Annotated in this window: 15 protein-coding genes; 10 read left to right on the top strand and 5 right to left on the bottom strand. The window is 59.3% G+C overall.

Going from position 1 to position 17,800, the window contains the following annotated elements:
• Window positions 1-167: 167 nt before the first annotated feature.
• The 8 genes from FH08_RS0111600 (at window position 168) to FH08_RS0111565 (ending at window position 9,715) form a co-directional block, all read left to right on the top strand.
• The gene (locus FH08_RS0111600; RefSeq protein WP_031358480.1) at window positions 168-1,136 is read left to right on the top strand and encodes an ABC transporter substrate-binding protein; all 969 of its coding nucleotides are present in this window, start codon (window positions 168-170) and stop codon (window positions 1,134-1,136) included.
• A gap of 111 nt (window positions 1,137-1,247) precedes the next feature.
• A complete protein-coding gene (locus tag FH08_RS0111595; RefSeq protein ID WP_031358479.1) occupies window positions 1,248-2,762 on the top strand; it encodes a sugar ABC transporter ATP-binding protein in 1,515 nt (504 codons plus the stop codon).
• Complete coding sequence (locus FH08_RS0111590; RefSeq protein ID WP_031358478.1) at window positions 2,759-3,796, top strand: ABC transporter permease; 1,038 nt, start codon at window positions 2,759-2,761, stop codon at window positions 3,794-3,796. The genes FH08_RS0111595 and FH08_RS0111590 overlap by 4 nt, the downstream gene beginning before the upstream one ends.
• Window positions 3,793-4,887, top strand: a complete 1,095-nt coding sequence (gene yjfF / locus FH08_RS0111585) for a galactofuranose ABC transporter, permease protein YjfF (RefSeq protein WP_031358477.1) — start codon at window positions 3,793-3,795, stop codon at window positions 4,885-4,887. Before FH08_RS0111590 ends, yjfF begins: the two co-directional genes overlap by 4 nt.
• A 91-nt stretch (window positions 4,888-4,978) precedes the next feature.
• A complete protein-coding gene (locus tag FH08_RS0111580) occupies window positions 4,979-6,721 on the top strand; it encodes an IlvD/Edd family dehydratase (protein WP_031358476.1) in 1,743 nt (580 codons plus the stop codon).
• A gap of 70 nt (window positions 6,722-6,791) precedes the next feature.
• Window positions 6,792-7,721, top strand: coding sequence for a Gfo/Idh/MocA family protein (locus FH08_RS0111575; protein WP_031358475.1), 930 nt, complete (start codon window positions 6,792-6,794; stop codon window positions 7,719-7,721).
• Window positions 7,722-8,396: 675 nt separating this feature from the next.
• Window positions 8,397-9,335, top strand: coding sequence for a hypothetical protein (locus FH08_RS51805; RefSeq protein WP_152602792.1), 939 nt, complete (start codon window positions 8,397-8,399; stop codon window positions 9,333-9,335).
• 11 nt (window positions 9,336-9,346) lie between these two features.
• Window positions 9,347-9,715, top strand: a complete 369-nt coding sequence (locus tag FH08_RS0111565) for a hypothetical protein (protein ID WP_152602791.1) — start codon at window positions 9,347-9,349, stop codon at window positions 9,713-9,715.
• 355 nt (window positions 9,716-10,070) lie between these two features.
• Here the strand turns inward: FH08_RS0111565 and FH08_RS0111555 are convergent, their stop codons facing one another.
• The gene (locus FH08_RS0111555; protein WP_031358472.1) at window positions 10,071-10,319 is read right to left on the bottom strand and encodes a hypothetical protein; all 249 of its coding nucleotides are present in this window, start codon (window positions 10,317-10,319) and stop codon (window positions 10,071-10,073) included.
• Window positions 10,320-10,352: 33 nt separating this feature from the next.
• Window positions 10,353-10,850 carry a lecithin retinol acyltransferase family protein gene (locus FH08_RS0111550; protein ID WP_081889442.1) on the bottom strand — a complete coding sequence of 166 codons (498 nt, stop codon included), beginning with the start codon at window positions 10,848-10,850 and terminating at the stop codon, window positions 10,353-10,355.
• 581 nt (window positions 10,851-11,431) lie between these two features.
• Here FH08_RS0111550 and FH08_RS0111545 point away from each other — a divergent pair.
• Together FH08_RS0111545 and FH08_RS0111540 are read left to right on the top strand one after the other, a co-directional pair.
• Complete coding sequence (locus FH08_RS0111545; protein ID WP_031358470.1) at window positions 11,432-11,722, top strand: hypothetical protein; 291 nt, start codon at window positions 11,432-11,434, stop codon at window positions 11,720-11,722.
• A 121-nt stretch (window positions 11,723-11,843) separates the two neighbouring features.
• Entirely contained in the window at window positions 11,844-12,623 is a 780-nt protein-coding gene (locus tag FH08_RS0111540; RefSeq protein WP_031358469.1) for a PP2C family protein-serine/threonine phosphatase, read from the top strand.
• On the opposite strand, the gene FH08_RS0111535 is transcribed toward FH08_RS0111540, so the two are convergent.
• The 3 genes from FH08_RS0111535 to FH08_RS0111525 are packed head-to-tail and all read right to left on the bottom strand — an operon-like array spanning window position 12,620 to window position 17,749.
• Window positions 12,620-13,912 (bottom strand): sigma-54 interaction domain-containing protein, encoded by a 1,293-nt coding sequence (locus FH08_RS0111535; protein WP_031358468.1) that lies wholly within the window; start codon window positions 13,910-13,912, stop codon window positions 12,620-12,622. The genes FH08_RS0111540 and FH08_RS0111535 overlap by 4 nt on opposite strands.
• Entirely contained in the window at window positions 13,909-16,968 is a 3,060-nt protein-coding gene (locus FH08_RS0111530) for a peptidase domain-containing ABC transporter (RefSeq protein WP_031358467.1), read from the bottom strand. Before FH08_RS0111530 ends, FH08_RS0111535 begins: the two co-directional genes overlap by 4 nt.
• Window positions 16,969-16,996: 28 nt before the next feature.
• Entirely contained in the window at window positions 16,997-17,749 is a 753-nt protein-coding gene (locus tag FH08_RS0111525) for a peptidylprolyl isomerase (protein ID WP_031358466.1), read from the bottom strand.
• Window positions 17,750-17,800 lie beyond the last annotated feature (51 nt).

Here is a 17,800-nt window from a genome sequence, read left to right as displayed (position 1 = left end):
TTTGATATTGCAAACGCCAAATAACTGATTGGACCGCCATGAACCCCGGCGCTACGCTTCATTCCGGTACGTTCTGAATGAACGACCGCGCGAAAAAGCAAAAGCACGCACAAGCACGCAAAAGCGCGGCGGTACCGAACACAAACACAACTAAATCGGAGACAACCATGAGACATGCTCGACGCGCAGCCATTGGTGCGCTGCTTGGTTCTGCACTATTGCTGGGCGCAAGCCTGACCGCCCACGCTGATGACACCAAGATCACCCTGGGTTTCTCACAGGTCGGCGCGGAAAGCGCGTGGCGGACCGCTAATACCGTTTCCGTCAAAAGCGCAGCCAAAGACGCCGGCATCAATCTGAAATTCTCAGACGCCCAGCAAAAGCAGGAAAACCAGATCAAGGCGATCCGCTCGTATATCGCGCAGAAAGTCGATGTAATCGCGTTCTCCCCGGTGGTGGAATCCGGCTGGGAACCTGTACTCATCGAAGCGAAAAACGCCAATATTCCGGTGATCCTGACTGACCGCAATATCGATGTTAAAGACACGTCGCTGTACGTCACCATGATCGGCTCCGACTTCCTTGAAGAAGGCCGTCGTGGAGGCAAATGGCTCGAAGACCACTATAAGAACGACGCCGGTCCGATCAACATTGCCGAATTGCAGGGTACGGTCGGCTCAGCGCCCGCCAACGATCGTCGCGCCGGATTGCTCGAAGTGATCAAGAACGATCCGAAGTTCAAGGTCATCGCTTCGCAAAGCGGCGACTTCACGCTCGCCGGCGGCAAGCAGGTCATGGAAGCTTTCATCAAGACCTACGGCAAGCAGATCAACGTGGTCTACGCCCATAACGACGACATGGCGCTCGGTGCAATCCAGGCGATGGAAGAAGCCGGCATCAAGCCCGGCAAGGACGTGACCGTAATCTCGTTCGACGCCACCAAGGGCGGCTTCGAAGCAATGGTCGCGGGCAAGATCAACGTCGACGTGGAATGCAGTCCTTTGCTCGGACCGCAGCTCATGACGGCGGTGAAAGAGGTGGTGGCAGGCAAATCCCTGCCTAAGCGCATCGTGACCGAAGAAACCATTTTCCCGATGAGCGTGGCAGCGCAAGTCCTGCCGCAGCGGAAGTACTAAACCTCCGCAGTCACGGTCGCGGAGACAATCCGCGCCAAACGCGAGTCCGTTGCATAAGCTTAAACAACGGACTCGCGGCGCCCTTCCATTTCCCCTTTTCGGCCTTCGTTCATGACCGGCTCGCCCCTTCTTGAAACCATCGGTATCACCAAGTCGTTCCCGGGTGTCAAGGCTTTGCAGAACGTGGACTTCAGTTTGTTTCCCGGCGAAATCCATACGCTGATGGGCCAGAATGGCGCCGGCAAATCGACACTTATCAACGTACTCACCGGCGTTCATACACACGATGCCGGCGAGATACGGCTTGGCGGCGAAGTTGTCAATTTCGCCACCCCGCTCCACGCGGAAGCGGCGGGAATCAGGACGCTTTATCAGGAAGTAAACCTGTGTCCGAATCTGTCCGTCGCTGAAAACGTATTCGCCGGGCGTCAACCGAAGCGGCGTGGCGCTATCGACTGGAAGACCATTCATGCGCGGGCCGAAGCGGCGCTTGCCGACCTGAACGTCTTCCTGGACGTGACCAAATCCCTCGATACGTATCCCATCGCCGTGCAGCAAATGGTGGCAATCGCTCGCGCGGTCTCGGTGGATGCGCGCGTGCTGATCCTCGATGAACCCACCTCAAGCCTTGACGATGGCGAAGTCGCGCGGCTCTTCGACGTGCTGCGCACACTCAAGCAATCGGGCATGGCGATCCTCTTCGTCACCCATTTTCTCGAACAGACCTACGCGATATCGGACCGCATCACGGTCATGCGTAACGGCGAGCGCGAAGGCGAATATCTAGCCCGCGATTTGCCGGTGGAACTGCTCGTTTCGAAGATGGTGGGCCACGAACGGATGACCGAGCGCTTAAAGCGTGCGGCCGACGAACCCCCCGCGCCCAAAACCGCCGTGCCGTCGTTTTTCGAAATGCGCGGCATCGGCCGGCGTGGCGTCATGAATCCCGTCGATATCGACGTACAGCCCGGCCAGATCCTCGGGCTGGCTGGCCTGCTCGGTTCCGGCCGTACCGAAACCGCCCGGCTCCTGTTCGGCGCGGAACGGGCGGACGCGGGCGACATGTCGATTGGCGGCAAATCGGTCAAGCTTCGTTCTCCTCGCGATGCAGTGCGTCGCGGCATAGGGTATTGCCCGGAGGACCGGAAGAAGGAAGGCATTGTCGCGGATCTTTCCATACGGGAGAACATCATTCTCGCGCTGCAAGTGCAACGCGGCTGGTGGCGCGCCATTAGCCGGGCGAAACAGCGCCAGATAGCGGACGACTATATTAAGCGGCTGGACATCAAGGCGTCCGATGCCGAACAGCCCATTGGACTTCTGTCGGGCGGCAACCAGCAGAAGGTGCTGCTCGCACGCTGGCTTGCGACCGAACCGAAAATGCTGATCCTCGATGAACCCACGCGCGGCATTGACGTCGCGGCCAAATTCGAAATCATGGATCGCGTGCTGGCGCTCTGTGCGAAAGGGCTTGCCATTGTCTTCATCTCTTCCGAGGTGAGCGAGGTCGTGCGCGTGAGCCATCGGATCGCGGTACTGCGCGACCGGCGCAAGGTGGCTGAGGTCGAGGGACACGCGGCGTCTGAAGATCAGGTTTATCGACTCATTGCGGGAGGCAGCCGATGAACCGCATCAAAGCCGTGTTGCAACACGCTCTCGTATGGCCGGTCCTCACGCTCGTGCTGCTGATCCTGCTCGACCTGAGCCAGAACGCACACTTCCTCTCAGTCACAGTGCTTGACGGCCACTGGTTCGGCGCGCCTATTGATATCCTTAATCGTGCCGCGCCGCTCGTGCTTGTCTCGCTCGGCATGACACTCGTGATCGCAACACGCGGTATCGATATCTCCGTCGGCGCGGTTGTCGCAATCGCCGGTGCGGCAGCCGCCAGCATCCTCGCCGACGACCCTACGCGGGTCATCGAAGCCCTCGCCGCCGCGCTCGCAGTAGGCGTGCTCGCCGGCATGTGGAATGGCGTGCTGGTGGCGTTCGTCGGCATGCAGCCGATCATTGCCACGCTGATCCTGATGGTGGCCGGCCGCGGCGTCGCGCAGTTGCTCACGGGCGGTCAGATCATCCCGATCGGAGCACCGGGTTATCTCCTGGTGGGCGGCGGTTATCTGGCGCGCATACCGTGTTCCGTATGGGTCGCAATTGGTGCGATTGCAGCGACCGCGCTGCTCATGAATCGAACCGCGTTAGGCATGTTCATCCGCGCGATCGGTATCAATCCGGTGGCCACGAAACTGGTTGGCTTGCGCTCGAGCGCAATCGTGTTCGGGGTCTATACCTTCTCAGGACTGACGGCAGCCATAGCAGGCATTCTGATCAGCTCCAACGTGCGCAGCGCCGACGGCAACAACGCCGGGCTGTTGCTCGAGCTCGATGCGATCCTCGCTGTCACGCTTGGCGGCACGTCGCTGCTCGGCGGAAGGTTCAGCCTCGCGGGCACCGTGCTCGGCGCCTTGATCATCCAGACGCTGACCTACACCACGTATTCCATCGGCGTACCGCCTGAAGCCACGCTCGTCGTGAAGGCAGCGGTCGTGCTGGTAGTAAGCGTGGTCCAGTCGGCCACTGCCCGCACGGTCATCATGCGGCAACTGAAACGCGCCTTCCCCCACGCCATGAAAAAGCCCCTTGTTGAGGCAGCAAAATGAGGAACCTTCTCGACCGCCTGGTCGATCCGCGCACCCTGCCGATCGTCGTCACCATCGTGTTGTTCATCGCGTTGTTCGGCTTCGGCTCCGTGATGTACACCGGATTTTTTTCGCTGCAAGTGCTGCTCGGCCTGCTCGTGGATAACGCCTTCCTGCTGATCGTCGCGATCGGCATGACGTTCGTGATCGTATCGGGTGGCATCGACTTGTCGGTGGGATCGGTCGTCGCATTGACGACCATCCTCTGCGCCGTATTCGCCGAACATCTGCATTGGCCGATATGGGTAATCGTGCCGCTCGTGCTCGTGCTTGGCGCGTTGTACGGCGCAGCGATGGGCGCGCTGATCCACTTCTTCAAACTGCAGCCGTTCATTGTCACGCTGGCGGGCATGTTCCTCGCACGCGGCGCGTGTTTCCTCATCACCACGCAGTCGATCACGATCAACGATCCTAGCTTCCATGCACTGTCAGGCTTTCACATCGATATTCATGGTGCTTCACTGACAGCAGGCGGCCTGATCGCCATCGCGACGCTGCTGGGCGCCATCTTCGTCGCCCACTTCACGCGCTTCGGGCGCAACGTCTACGCGGTCGGCGGCAACGAACGTTCCGCGTTGCTGATGGGCCTGCCTGTGGCGCGCACGAAGGTGGGTGTCTACGCGTTGAGCGGCTTCTGCTCGGCGCTGGGCGGCGTGGTGTTCACGCTGTATGTGCTGTCGGGATACGGCTTGCAAGGCCAGGGCATGGAACTCGATGCGATCGCCGCCACGGTCATTGGCGGAACCCTGCTCACGGGTGGTGTTGGTTATGTGATCGGGTCGGTCTTCGGCGTCGGCATTCTCGGGACCATCCAGACGCTCATCACGTTCGACGGCACGCTGAGCTCGTGGTGGACCCGCATCGTGATAGGAGCGCTTCTGTGCGCGTTCTGCCTGTTGCAGCGTGTGATCGAACGGCATGCGGCGCGGCGCAAATCGGATGGGACGGCATCGGGTGAACGAGCGGGGTCCAAGCTAAAGCGACGCGATGCGGCACGGCAACACGATGCCGCGAACAAAGCCGATCCCGTTGCGCTTGGGTCGCGGAGTTAATAACAGGTCCCGAACACACGATATGCACGATGCGTTCGTACGAATGAAGTCTTGAAATAGCAAACGAATAGTAAACGGTAAGGAAAAATCGATGTCAGACGCAAAACGCCCACTGCGCTCAGCCCAATGGTTCGGCTCTGCCGACAAGAACGGTTTCATGTACCGAAGCTGGATGAAAAACCAGGGCATCCCTGATCACGAATTCCAGGGCAAGCCGATCATCGGTATTTGCAACACGTGGTCAGAACTTACGCCCTGCAACGCGCATTTCAGGAAGATCGCCGAACATGTGAAGCGCGGCGTGTTCGAAGCGGGTGGATTCCCGGTTGAATTTCCCGTCTTCTCCAACGGCGAATCCAACCTTCGCCCGACCGCCATGTTCACACGCAACCTCGCGAGCATGGACGTGGAGGAATCGATCCGGGGCAATCCGGTCGATGCCGTCGTGCTGCTTGTCGGCTGCGATAAAACCACGCCCGCGTTGTTGATGGGCGCAGCAAGTTGCGACGTGCCGGCTATCGCGGTAAGCGGTGGCCCGATGCTCAACGGCAAACATCATGGCCGCGATATCGGCTCGGGCACGGTGGTCTGGCAGCTCAGCGAGCAAGTGAAGGCGGGCAAGATCACGCTGCACGAATTCATGTCGGCGGAAGCGGGCATGTCGCGTTCGGCGGGCACGTGCAACACCATGGGCACGGCATCCACCATGGCCTGCATGGCCGAAGCGCTTGGCGTGACGCTGCCGCACAATGCGGCCATTCCGGCCGTTGATTCCAGGCGCTACGTGCTCGCGCATATGTCGGGCATGCGCATTGTGGAGATGGCGCTAGAGGATCTGCGGCTCTCGAAACTCCTGACGAAAGAAGCCTTCGAAAACGCGATTCGCGTGAACGCGGCAATTGGCGGATCGACGAATGCGGCGATTCATCTGAAGGCGATCGCTGGGCGTATTGGCGTGGACCTTGAACTCGATGACTGGACGCGCATTGGCCGCGGCACACCTACGCTTGTCGATCTGCAGCCATCGGGGCGCTTCCTGATGGAGGAGTTCTACTACGCCGGCGGCTTGCCCGGCGTGATCCGGCGCTTGGGCGAAGCGGGCTTGCTGCCCCATCCCGACGCGCTGACAGCGAACGGCCATTCGCTATGGGAGAACTCGAAAGAAGCGCCTATCTATGACGAAGAAGTCATCCGTCCGCTCGACAAGCCCCTCGTCGCCGATGGCGGCCTGTGCATCGTGCGCGGCAATCTCGCGCCGAATGGCGCGGTGGTCAAACCCTCGGCGGCAACGGCGTCATTGCTCAAGCATCGCGGCCGCGCGGTTGTGTTTGAAAACTTCGATGACTACAAGGCTCGCATCGGAGACCCCGAACTGGACGTCACGGCCGACTCTGTGCTCGTGCTGAAGAACTGCGGACCGAAGGGTTACCCGGGTATGGCGGAAGTCGGCAACATGGGCTTGCCGCCCAAGCTGCTGGCGCAAGGCGTGACAGACATGGTGCGGATCTCGGACGCACGCATGAGCGGTACGGCGTACGGCACCGTGGTGCTGCATGTAGCGCCCGAAGCGCGTGCCGGCGGTCCGCTGGCGGTAGTGAAGGAAGGCGACTGGATCGAACTGGACTGCCTTGGCGGCAAGCTGCATCTTGACATCAGCGATGCGGAACTTACCTCTCGTCTCGCTAATTGGGCCGAAGTACAAACAGTTGCCGCAGCGGATACGAGCGGGTATAGAAAGCTGTACGTTGATCACGTGCTGCAAGCGGACCAAGGCTGTGATTTCGATTTTCTCGTAGGATGTCGGGGTGCCGATGTGCCGCGTCATTCGCATTAAGCCGGCGCGTATGACACGTCACCTTTATGCACCACATCCACGAAGCTATCTTTACGTTTAAGGTCCAACCATGACAGAGCAAGTTGCGATAGGCATTGCCGGCGTCGGCAAGATCGCTCGCGATCAGCATTTACCCGCCATTGCCGGTCATTCCGGGTTCAAGCTCGTTGCCGGGGCGAGCCGGAATGCGAAGATCGATGGGATTAACAATTATCAGAATGTCGAGGACATGCTTGCAGCGGAGCCGCTTTTGCAAGCCGTGTCGTTATGCGCGCCGCCGCAAGTCCGGTTCTCGCAGGCGCGAGAGGCGCTTGAAGCGGGCAAGCATGTGATGCTGGAGAAACCGCCGGGCGCGAGCGTGACCGAGGTTACCGTGCTCGCCGCGCTGGCGCAGCAAAATAAATGCTCGTTGTTTGCTTCGTGGCATTCCCGTCATGCACCGGGCGTTGAAACCGCGCGTGCTTGGTTGGCCGGGAGAGAGATCACTGCAGTGAACGTCTTGTGGAAAGAAGATGTGCGCCGCTGGCATCCGGGACAGGACTGGATCTGGCAACCGGGTGGTCTCGGTGTATTCGACCCGGGTATCAACGCGTTATCCATCATCACGCGTATCTTGCCGCACGCGTTTTTCCTGAAGTCGGCAGAGTTGTTCGTTCCTGCGAACCGGCAGAATCCGATTGCCGCGAACCTTGATTTCAGCGATGCGCTTGGTACCCCGATCCGGGCGGAATTCGACTGGCGCTTTGGTCCGCAAGAGTTGTGGCAGATCGAAGTGACCACCCGCGATGGCGTCTTGCATTTGGCTCAGGGCGGGAAATTTTTGAAGATCGATGGGGAGGTGAAGGACATCGAAGCGGAGAGGGAATATCCGAGCCTTTATGATCGATTCTTCGAGCTGATCTCGACCGGTTCAAGCGATGTCGATGTCAGCCCGCTTCAGCATGTTGCCGATGCAATGTTGCTTGGTAAGCGGCATGAGGTTGAGGCGTTTGAGGATTAAAGAATTGAGTTGGTTCGCGCTCAATCTTGGGTTTGAGGTCAGGATTGGTCGGTAGTTGGCGGTCGCGCGGATCAGCGGCTGTACCGTCATCAGCATTACTGGTGGCGCGAACACCACGTAGACGACAACGGCGGGCATGGCGACGACGCGTTGCTATCGGTGCTGCCCCCGATTCACACCGACCGGCCGCGCGCGCCGCATTCATAACGATAGAAAGTTCATTACGTTAGTCCGATGTAGGGCACAAAGTGCTATTGCTTACCAGCGAGGGCGCTTAAGATCGCACCACGGCCCACCCACGCCTTTGCGCTGGCTTTGCCGCACACTTGGCAACAGGGGCAGCGAAGCGACCCCGTGACGGCACTTCTGTTCCTTGTCGATTTGCCGCCTGATAAGTTGCGCACGGTCGAGCAAGTTCTAACGCAGATTCCGATTTCAATACCCACCTCGAGACGCGATGTTCGGAGCGTGCGTTTCCCGGCTGCCGTCTACTTGTCCGCTAGGTCGGTCTTCTGGCGCATCGATGTTATACGCGCGTTGCTGCAAACACCTGACGCAAACCCCTTGAAAGTCACCGCCCGCGCGTCCGTCTGTTTATTGAGATGGACGCGCGGAGAAGTGCGCTAGGGTTGGGGGTGTTACAACAAAGAAATAATCAGGATGACAACCGAATTGATGCGGTATGGCCGCTATCGCTTCCTACTTTATAAAAAGTGGGACTACGCGCGAAACATGAGAACGGAAGAACAGCAGGAAGCCCTAGATGCCGGAAAAGCGCTGTTCAAGGCCGCTAACATCGAGCATTGGGCGAGCCAGCCCGATCTAGTCGAGCGGGCGCAAAAGTTCCTTGTCGATTCGTTCCCGTCTTACCGGCCTAGTTCATACGGTGAAAGCCCGAAGAATGTTATCGACGCGCTTTGCCGGGAACTGCGCAACGGGGATGTGGTGATTGTGCGAGCGGAACCCGCTTACATCGCCCACGACGGTTTCGTTCCGACGCGCGAATTCGACTATGAAGCGTATGAACGGGACATTGCCGAACGCGCCAGCAGCTACGCGGCCCGGTCGAAAGCATACCGAGATGACCTGAAGGCGTATAACCAGGAAATCGACGAGCGTATCGCACGGGAATCTCGGGCACTACAAAAACCGTTCCGGCACGTTGAAACGATGGCGGAAGCGCAAGCGCGCAACATTGCCGCGCGCGCTGCCAGTGAGGGAACAAGCACGCTTGCAGCGGCGGTTGTATCCGTAGTGTCCGCTGTTGCGTCGGCGCTTCCATCGCTCGGTGACGACGATGCTTTCGATTTAGGTGATGTGACGGCGATTGGCGGTGCCAATACACCGCTAAGCAATGTCGCGCCATTTGAGTTTGGCGATATGCCCAGCTTCGGCGATGGTTTCGACATTGCGAAGACCCCGAACAATGGAGAACCAGGGTCGTGGTGTACCAATCCGGGAAGCGGGCAAATGCGCTTGTATGGCAATGACGGTAAAGGCTACGTAGATTTGGATTTCGACCATGCGCATGGGGGCATTAAGCCTCACGCTCACAATTGGGTTGACAGCAATCGGGATTGGGCCGTAGTGCCGTTTTCGCCGATGCCATACTAAAGATGATGAAAATGACCAATCCAAAGATTTTTGAAGAACTACACGACGCTTACATCATCGCCGTGGAGGTTGACCATTTAAGCAAGGTCGTGAGTTTGCGTCTAAGGCTTGACACGCGGGTTTTCACGCTGATCTTCGACGGTGCTACACGGTTCCTGCTCACTGAAATGCTGATGCAAAATATCGTGTATAGCATCTCGATTCTTGAGCCAGGCAGTCGAGACTATATCGACGCAGCCGCCAAGCTCGAAAATACCTACTGGAAGCACGAATCGAAAGGCAAGCAGATAGCGTTTCTGTCGGCGTCGCTAGGTGCGGAGATGTATATTGAATACGACGCTGTGAAAAAGCTCATGAAGAACATACCGACCCCGGGGTAGCGGTTTCCGTTAAGTGCGGCGGACTATGCCGCGTCGCTGGCGCCATCGTCACTCGCGACTTGCTTCTCAAACCGCCCTTCCCAAGCTTGCGCGCTGGGTCGCGGAATCAACACCTTCCGCGGCACGGTGGAAACGGCGATCAATCGATCATTGCAAGACGACGTGACGAGCCCGCCTCGTACATCGCGCCTACACTTTGGGATGAGCCATCGCTTAAACGCGTTATTCAAGCCTTATTGCAAGCCCATCACCCGATAGGATGTTCGCTGGCAGGCAGCGCGAGGGTCCCACATACGGCTCAGGAAAAACACTTGCCGCAGCGCACTGCTTTTCCTAGCGCTTACCGCACGACGCATCACATTGCCAGGCGCCGTGGGCTCATCGTCACGCGTGCGGCTACGGGCGGAAACACTTGCCACGATCCGTCGTCGTGACGAAAGAAGAACAGCGCGAGCACACCGCTCGGCCGAAGCGCTTCCACGCGGACGTAGCGGGTATGGTTCGCCTGCATGCGGCACAGGCGGATCTCGCGCACCGGAGCGCCGGGTGTGGGTGCGAGCCATTTTTCGACGATCCGGCGCAGGGAATCACGTTGCGTATTCATGATGTTTCTCCTCAATGACGACAGCGATCAGGTTCATGCGGCGAGCAGGTCGTCATGACCCCTCGCGTGGATCCGGCCTTTGAGCATGGCAATTGCCACGCGGCAAGCGAGACCTGGGTGAGAGAGGCAGGCGTCCACTTGCGAACTGCGGTTCTCGCCGAACAGTGCCCACGTACACAGGTGCTCGCAGTTGTTGCTAAGCAGCCGATAGCGGTCTTCACCCAGCCTTGAACGAACCCGGCGGATGGCATCCTCTCCGGCGAACTTGGGCATGGCATGTACGCGAATACGGATCTCACGGCCCTTGGCGAAGCTTTCGAGCGTGGTCTCTTCAATCGGACCGCCATGCAGCGAACCGGCGAAGCCGGCGTAGTGCACGACCCGGCCGTTGCCGACATAGATGCCGTGATGTTCGTAACCCGAGCGTTGCGTCACGAGATGAGCACCGGGAGCAGGTTCGCAATCGATGGCGATATCGGGAATTGAGTGGCCGAGTCGAGCGCAGAGCCTGGATGATTGATTGCCCGACATGACCTTTTCTCCTGGAAGGGTGGAAGCCGGGGTGTTGCAAGTGAACCGGCTGTTGATCAAGTCATTGCATCAACCGGGCCAATGCATACACAGCCTTGTGTGACAAGGCAGAGAGGGAAATTAGGGAGTTGAAGGCAGCGTGAAGTCAATGAGAGACCCAACACTTTTTCGAACGATGTGTTGGTCAATAAACGTCACTTACCAAGCGATCAAACCATCGACTTGTGACCAGCGAGCGGACTACCGCACGCGCAAGAGAAAGACCGGTATCACTGAGCGATGCCTACGTGAAACGGCGATTTTTTTGCTGCGTCTTTTTGCATCGGCCACGAAGAAGCGAAGCCGTGTCTCACACGAGGCGTTGCGCGAGTGTTGGTATTCCGACCACTAAACGGCCCGACTTGTTGGGTCCCGCCCAACCAAGCTAATCGAACAAGAGCAGCCGCCGCGCTACACGACGTGACCCAGACCCGCCTGCCCAAAGGCCCGACGAGAAAAGCACTTCCACAGCCCCGCCATCGGCATGCGCCTTGCATATAGAAGCGCGTCTACTAACCACGCAAGACCACCGGAGCCTCGCCATGACCGCACTCGCCATTGAAGACATTCCCTGCGATCTCACGCTCGATCGTGAAGCCATGACCCACATCCACGGCGGCAACGGCCCTGGGAATTGGGTGTTTGGCTGGATTGCGCCCTACACTGAATCGCAACCCTCGATGGGCCCGGTCGTGAACCTGTACGAAACGAATAACAACTTCTATGCTGATCAGATGATCAATCAGTTCCAGACCACCAACGTGAATAACACCGGCTCGAATTCGAACGTCTCTGTCGGCCCGAACGAACGCAGCCTCAACCACGCTGGCTGAAGCGAAACGCAGCACAAGGAAGCACACACGACGCACGCCTGAAGCAACCGGTTCTGTCTCGCCGCTCACGCGGCAACCCTTCGGCGCACACAAACGCGCCGCTGCAGACATCGGAGGTTTTGTGAGCAACACCGGTGAGTTTCGATGGACATCGGCCGCCCGCACCAACGCTGGCCTCGTACGCGAGATCAACGAAGATACGTGCCTTGAGATGCCCGAACACGGTCTGTGGGCCGTCGCCGACGGTATGGGCGGCCACGCAGTGGGCGATGTCGCGAGCCAGATGGTGATCGACCGGCTGGAGCGCTCATCGGCGCCCGGCAAACCTGTCCCTCTCGACGAGCGCATGCGGGAAGCGCGAGAGCGGCTGCTCGCCGTCAACGCGGACCTGCGCTCGGAAGCCGCCCGACGGCAAGTGCGCCGGATCGGCAGTACAGTAGTCCTTTTGCTGGCGAGCGAACGGTCCTGCGGATATCTGTGGGCGGGTGACAGCCGGCTTTATCTTTGCCGCCAGGGTCACCTGCGACAGTTGACGCGCGATCACAGCCAGGTCGAAGAACTGAAGGCGCGCGGTCAGCTAAGTCCGGAAGAGGCGCTGCATCATCCGGGGAAACACCTGATCACGCGTGCTGTGGGCGCCATGGACACACTCGAACTCGATGCGGACCGTATCGATCTGCATGACGGTGACATCTTTCTGCTCTGCAGCGACGGCCTGAGCAACGAGGTAAGCGACGAGGAGATGGGTGGCGTGCTGACAACCGGCGACTGTCGGCAAGCGGTAGCGCGGCTGGTCGAACTCGCCCTGCAACGCGGCGGCCGTGACAACATCTCGGTTATCGTGGCCCAGGCAGAAGATATTTTTTGCCTCGACAAAACGCAGATTAATCCGACCCTCTAGTGGTCCTTGTCTTTCTGCACAGCGGAAGCCGCGTGATTGCGAAAATCCTTTGAATGCAGCCCGTGTTTCTTCAGCAGCATTTGCACATGCGAGCGATTCATCTCGAAGCGCCGCGCCAATTCCGCGACCGTGCCGCCAACTTCGTGCAGGCCGCGCTCGAGAAAAGCGCGCTCCGCTTCATCGCTGGCCGTGCGCTTCGCATCGCTGAGTGAAACCGCGCTTGCGGCCAAACCGCTCACTGCAGAGGTTGAATTACCGGGACGGATATCGACGGGAAGATGCTCGATATCGGCCGTTTCCGGCGCCAGGCAGACGATCCGGTAGACCAGGTTGCGCAACTCGCGGATGTTGCCCGGATAGTCGTAGGTCCGCAGAAACTCGCGCAGCCTGAGCGTCATCTTCACCGGCTGGCGCTTGAGCGTCGCTGCGGCTTCGTCGCCGAAATAAGCCAGCAGCAGCGCAATCTCGTCACGTCGCTCGCGCAACGGTGGCAAGGTCAGGTGGATCACACTAAGCCGATAGAACAGGTCCTCGCGAAAGCGCCCCTCCTCGCTCATGCGCCGCAGATTGCGATTCGTTGCCGCCACAATGCGCGTATCAACGGCAATGGGTTCATCCGATCCCACGCGCTGGATCTCATGGGCCTCAAGCACGCGCAGGAGCTTGACCTGTCCCGCAAGCGGCAATTCACCGATTTCATCTAAAAAAATAGTACCTGTATGAGCGCTCTCGAACTTTCCCTTCCGATCATTCGATGCCCCAGTGAAGGCGCCTTTCTTATGACCAAATAGTTCGGACTCCAGCAGGTTGTCCGGAATCGCGCCGCAATTCACGGATATATACGGCCTGTCCGCACGCGCCCCGTTCGCGTGAATGACCTTCGCCATCAGTTCCTTGCCCGTTCCGCTCTCCCCGTCCACCAGCACCGGAAGATCGGTTGGCGCCGCCTTTTCAGCAATCTCCAACGCCTCCAGCAGTTTGGGGTTATCGCCGAAAGTGCCTTCAAATATGAAGCTTCGTGCGAGCAAAGCCTCGCGGCGCTCGCGCGCCGATCCGGGCAAACGCCGCGGCTCCGCGACCGCCGCCTGTACAAAACGCTCCCTGTGCGACAGTTGCATCACGTCGTCGCGCAGCACGCTCGCCTGCCGCAGCAGCTTCTCGATCTCCGGGCGCTCCATGCGCGACGACCAGCGCAATGTGGAGCGGAGAATTTCGATCTTCTCCAGCAAGGCAGCGTACGAGGTCGCGGGGCTGGCGGGCAGGTCTTCGATATCGTCGAGTATCTTCATGCTGCGCTCAGTTGTTTTTGCACGAGTTGGTAGTACATGCCTTTGCGCGCGACGAGTTCGTCGTGGCGTCCCTGTTCGACGATCGCGCCTTCGTACAACACCAGGATCTTGTCTGCACGCATGATCGTGCTGAGCCTGTGGGCGATGATCACGGCCGTGCGACCCTTCAGGATCTCCTGCATATTGCCGAGGATATTGCTTTCCGATTGGGTATCGAGCGCGGAGGTCGCTTCGTCGAAAACCAGCAGGCGCGGGTCGTGATAAAGCGCGCGCGCAATGCAGAGCCGCTGGATCTGGCCACCGGACAAACCCACGCCGCGCTCACCCACGATCTGCTCATAGCCCAACGGCATCTTGCTGATGAACGCGTGCGCATCGGCCATCTTCGCGGCCTCTTCAATGCGCCGGCGATCCGGCGCCTCGTCACCGCTCGCAACGTTTTCCGCGATCGTCCCGGAGAACAGCAGGTTGCTCTGCATGACATAGCCAATCTGCGCGCGGTACACGGTTTTATCGATCACATTCAGGTCGTAACCGTCGACCACCATCTTCCCTTCGGTCGGGGTGTAGAAGCCGACCAGCAGCTTCGCAAGCGTCGTCTTGCCGGAGCCGCTGCGGCCCACTATGGCGATCAGCTCGCCCGGCTTGATCTCGAAACTGATGTTCTCCAGCACGTACTCCGTGTCGTTGCCGCCATAGCGAAAATACACATTGTTCAGGCTGATTTCGCCTTGCAGGTCGGGCAGCATGATGCGCGACGGCAAATCCTCCGGCTTTTGCTCCGGCTCCATGTCGAGCACATCGCCCAGCCGTTCCATGGCCACGCCCGCGTCATTGAGAAGGCTCCACAGGCCGATCAGCCCCATCAGCGGCGTCAGCACGCTCCCCATGAACGCATTGAATGCGATCAACTGGCCGATGGTCATCTCGTGCGTGAGGACCATGTTTGCACCGACCCAGAGAATCGCGATCGTGGTCGCCGTGTTCAACACCTGGCTGCCCAGCGACACCGCAATATTGAACGCCTGCGCGCGATACTGCACCTCCAGCGACTTCGCGTATTTCTTTTCCCATTTCAGTCGCACAGTCCGCTCGATGCCCATTCCCTTGATGGTTTCCACGCCGCCCAGCGCTTCCATCAGGAAGGATTTTGCTTCGGTCGACGCGGAGAAAACCTCGCGTGCATAGTTCTTGATCTTCGGCGTGGCGATCGCGGTGAGCGCCATGATCGGAATGACGAAACCGATCAACAGCAGCGTCATCTTCACGTTGTAGAGAAACATGATGGTGAAGTAGATGAAGACCATCAGCAGGTTGAGCGCCGTCGTCACGGTCGACTCAGTGAGGAACGCGCGGATCGTGTGGTTCTCCTGGAAGCGCGCGAAGATATCACCGGTCTTGCGTTTGGCGAAGAACGAGAACGGCAGCGACAGCGTGTGGCGGAAGAACTGCGACATCATCGCGAAGTCCATGTTGCGGACCATGAAGTTCGCGAGATACGCGCGAATAGTCGACATCAATTGCGAGAACAGGTTAGAGATGATCAGCCCGGCAATTAGCAGATGCAGCAGGCCGACGTTCTGGTGAACGATCACCCCGTCGAGAATATTCTGGATGATCAGCGGCGGAATGACGCCCAGCACCTGAATCACGAACGTCGCGAGAAAGAGGTGCGCCAGGATCTTCTTGTAGGGCTTCAGGTAGCCGACGAATCGCACCCATGGGGAGCGTCCCGCAGCGGCTCGGCCGAGTTCGGGCGGGGCCGCGAACAGCAGGCAGGTGCCGCTCCAGCCGCGCTCGAATTCCTCCACGTCCATCTTGCGAAAACCGACAGCGGGGTCCGCCACCCAAACCTGGTTCGCGGAGATGCCGTACACCACCACGTAGTGGTATCCCTCCCAATGGACGATGAACGGCAGATCGAAACCGCGCAGCGACTCAAAGGTGCATTGAACGCCACGCGTGGTAAAGCCCAACACCTCGCCTGCTCGCGCGAGACTGTCGAGCGTCGCGCCCTGGGTCGTGACATTGGCAAGTTCGCGGAGCTTGCCGAGTGTCATGGGGATCTCGTAGTGCTTGCAGATCATCGCCAGACTGGCCGCGCCGCAATCCATTTCCTCTGCCTGCTGAACCCACGCAAAGCGGCGGATCACTCGCTCGCCGAACTCCGGTTTCGAGTGCAGGTCGAGCATGGCCGGCAACGAGCGCCGCTCCTCCAGTTTTTTCTGGCGCTGCAACTCGCGCTCAATAAAACGGATGCGGTCATCCAGCACTTCGCGCAGCTTTGGATTACGCTCGAGCACGAGGTGCACGGTTTTTTCCGGCACCACCAGAAGACGTGTATCCACGTTCGCAATCGCCGTTGCTTGCTGCTCCTGGCGCAGCAAGCAAGCCTTCTCGCCGAACACCTCGCCCGCTCTCAAGGTGGCAAGCAGATATTCGCTCGCCCCCTCCTTGCGCACGATCCGTACTTCGCCCTGCCGGACCACGTATAGCCGCCGGTCATCGCGCGCGTCCTGATGGATGATCTCCTTGCCCGCGGCGACCCGCTTCACGCCGACACTGCGCACCGACGCCTCCAGCTCGGCCTTGTCGATCTTGCCCCGCAGGTCGAAGAGCTTGGCGACAAAACCACCCGCCGAACTGATCGCGACATAGCTCGTCACAAACGCGAGCGCCGCCGGATTATTCGCCACGATTGGCTCGATCACGCGGCGTGGAATGAACAGCAGTTCGGTCTTGCCCGACGATCGCACCGACGATTCATGCCGGTACTCACGCAACATGGCAATGTCCGCGAACACTTCCCGTTCGCGGCGCACGCCCATACTGATTTCCTTGCCGTTTTCCTCAGTGAAGATCCGCACGGAACCGGCCTTGATGACGAACAGTCCCTCCGCCGCGTCACCCGCGTTGCAAACGGTCTCGCCGAATGCATGAAAACGCGTCTCCGCCTGTTCGGCGAGGCGTTCGATTTCCTCCGGGGTAAACGGCGACAGTATCTCCACGGTCGCCAGGAAGGCGCCCAGGGAATCGAGTTTCTGCGGTACGTCCATGTGCTCGCCTCCTGTCGTCCGCCAAGCCCTAGCGCGCTTCGATAATGTGTTCTTGCGCCCGCGCCAGCAGCCATTGCTCGCGCAACAAACGGCGAATTTCGGACGCGACGTCTGCGTCCAGCATGGCCGGACGTTTCGCCGTCACCGCAAAGATTTCATAGGCGGTACCGTCAGGCGTGGGGAACGGTCCGAGCAAATCGCCTGCAGCGGCGTTGAACACTTTCGCTTCGATCTCGGCGGCAAGCGACCCGCGCAACACCTTGCCAAGCACGCCACCCTGGTCGCGGGTATCGGCAATCGAGTGTTCTCGCGCCATCTCCGTAAAGCTCTCGGGATCGTCCTGCAGGTAAGAGATCATTTCCTTCGCCTGGCTCGGTGTTTCGAGCACGATATGACTGATCTCCACGCTGTCGAAACGTGGCGAATTCAGCTTGAAATAAGCCTCCACGTCGGCGTCACCGCCAATCTGTTCGAGCATCTTCTCCTGATACAGCGTGTCCGTGATGAACGCCTCGAACTCGTCGAGGTTCACGCCGAGGGCATCGAGATATCGGTTCATGTCGGCGGCACGGTGCAGGCTGCGCACGCGCCTGAACTGATCGGCGCGCATCTGGATATCGCCCTCGGACACTTCGACGCGCTGCTTCTTCGCCGCACTCACGGTGAGCTTGTCGCGCACGAGTTGCTCGACGAGTCCCTCGAATTGCCCGGTCAGTTTCAACACCCGGATGAACTCATCGGCATCGACGACTTCATCGTCTATTCGCACAATCGCCGTCATTTCTTATGCCCCTTTTTTAAACATGAAAAGCAGTCGATGGGGTTCACCACC

Origin of the sequence: Caballeronia sordidicola, from assembly GCF_000729995.1 — a bacterium.
In the GTDB taxonomy this organism is placed as follows: Bacteria; Pseudomonadota; Gammaproteobacteria; order Burkholderiales; family Burkholderiaceae; genus Caballeronia; species Caballeronia sordidicola_A.
This window is presented reverse-complemented; position numbering and strand designations above follow the sequence as displayed.

What these genes read in the sequence shown, in the direction of transcription:
- FH08_RS0111600 (WP_031358480.1), top strand. Translation starts at nt 168, where the DNA reads ATGAGACATGCTCGACGCGCAGCCATTGGTGCGCTGCTTGGTTCTGCA.
- FH08_RS0111535 (WP_031358468.1), bottom strand. Translation starts at nt 13,912, where the DNA reads ATGAAGATACTCGACGATATCGAAGACCTGCCCGCCAGCCCCGCGACC.
- FH08_RS0111530 (WP_031358467.1), bottom strand. Translation starts at nt 16,968, where the DNA reads ATGGACGTACCGCAGAAACTCGATTCCCTGGGCGCCTTCCTGGCGACC.
- FH08_RS0111590 (WP_031358478.1), top strand. Translation starts at nt 2,759, where the DNA reads ATGAACCGCATCAAAGCCGTGTTGCAACACGCTCTCGTATGGCCGGTC.
- FH08_RS0111565 (WP_152602791.1), top strand. Translation starts at nt 9,347, where the DNA reads ATGACCAATCCAAAGATTTTTGAAGAACTACACGACGCTTACATCATC.
- yjfF (WP_031358477.1), top strand. Translation starts at nt 3,793, where the DNA reads ATGAGGAACCTTCTCGACCGCCTGGTCGATCCGCGCACCCTGCCGATC.
- FH08_RS0111575 (WP_031358475.1), top strand. Translation starts at nt 6,792, where the DNA reads ATGACAGAGCAAGTTGCGATAGGCATTGCCGGCGTCGGCAAGATCGCT.
- FH08_RS0111555 (WP_031358472.1), bottom strand. Translation starts at nt 10,319, where the DNA reads ATGAATACGCAACGTGATTCCCTGCGCCGGATCGTCGAAAAATGGCTC.
- FH08_RS51805 (WP_152602792.1), top strand. Translation starts at nt 8,397, where the DNA reads ATGCGGTATGGCCGCTATCGCTTCCTACTTTATAAAAAGTGGGACTAC.
- FH08_RS0111525 (WP_031358466.1), bottom strand. Translation starts at nt 17,749, where the DNA reads ATGACGGCGATTGTGCGAATAGACGATGAAGTCGTCGATGCCGATGAG.
- FH08_RS0111550 (WP_081889442.1), bottom strand. Translation starts at nt 10,850, where the DNA reads ATGTCGGGCAATCAATCATCCAGGCTCTGCGCTCGACTCGGCCACTCA.
- FH08_RS0111580 (WP_031358476.1), top strand. Translation starts at nt 4,979, where the DNA reads ATGTCAGACGCAAAACGCCCACTGCGCTCAGCCCAATGGTTCGGCTCT.
- FH08_RS0111545 (WP_031358470.1), top strand. Translation starts at nt 11,432, where the DNA reads ATGACCGCACTCGCCATTGAAGACATTCCCTGCGATCTCACGCTCGAT.
- FH08_RS0111595 (WP_031358479.1), top strand. Translation starts at nt 1,248, where the DNA reads ATGACCGGCTCGCCCCTTCTTGAAACCATCGGTATCACCAAGTCGTTC.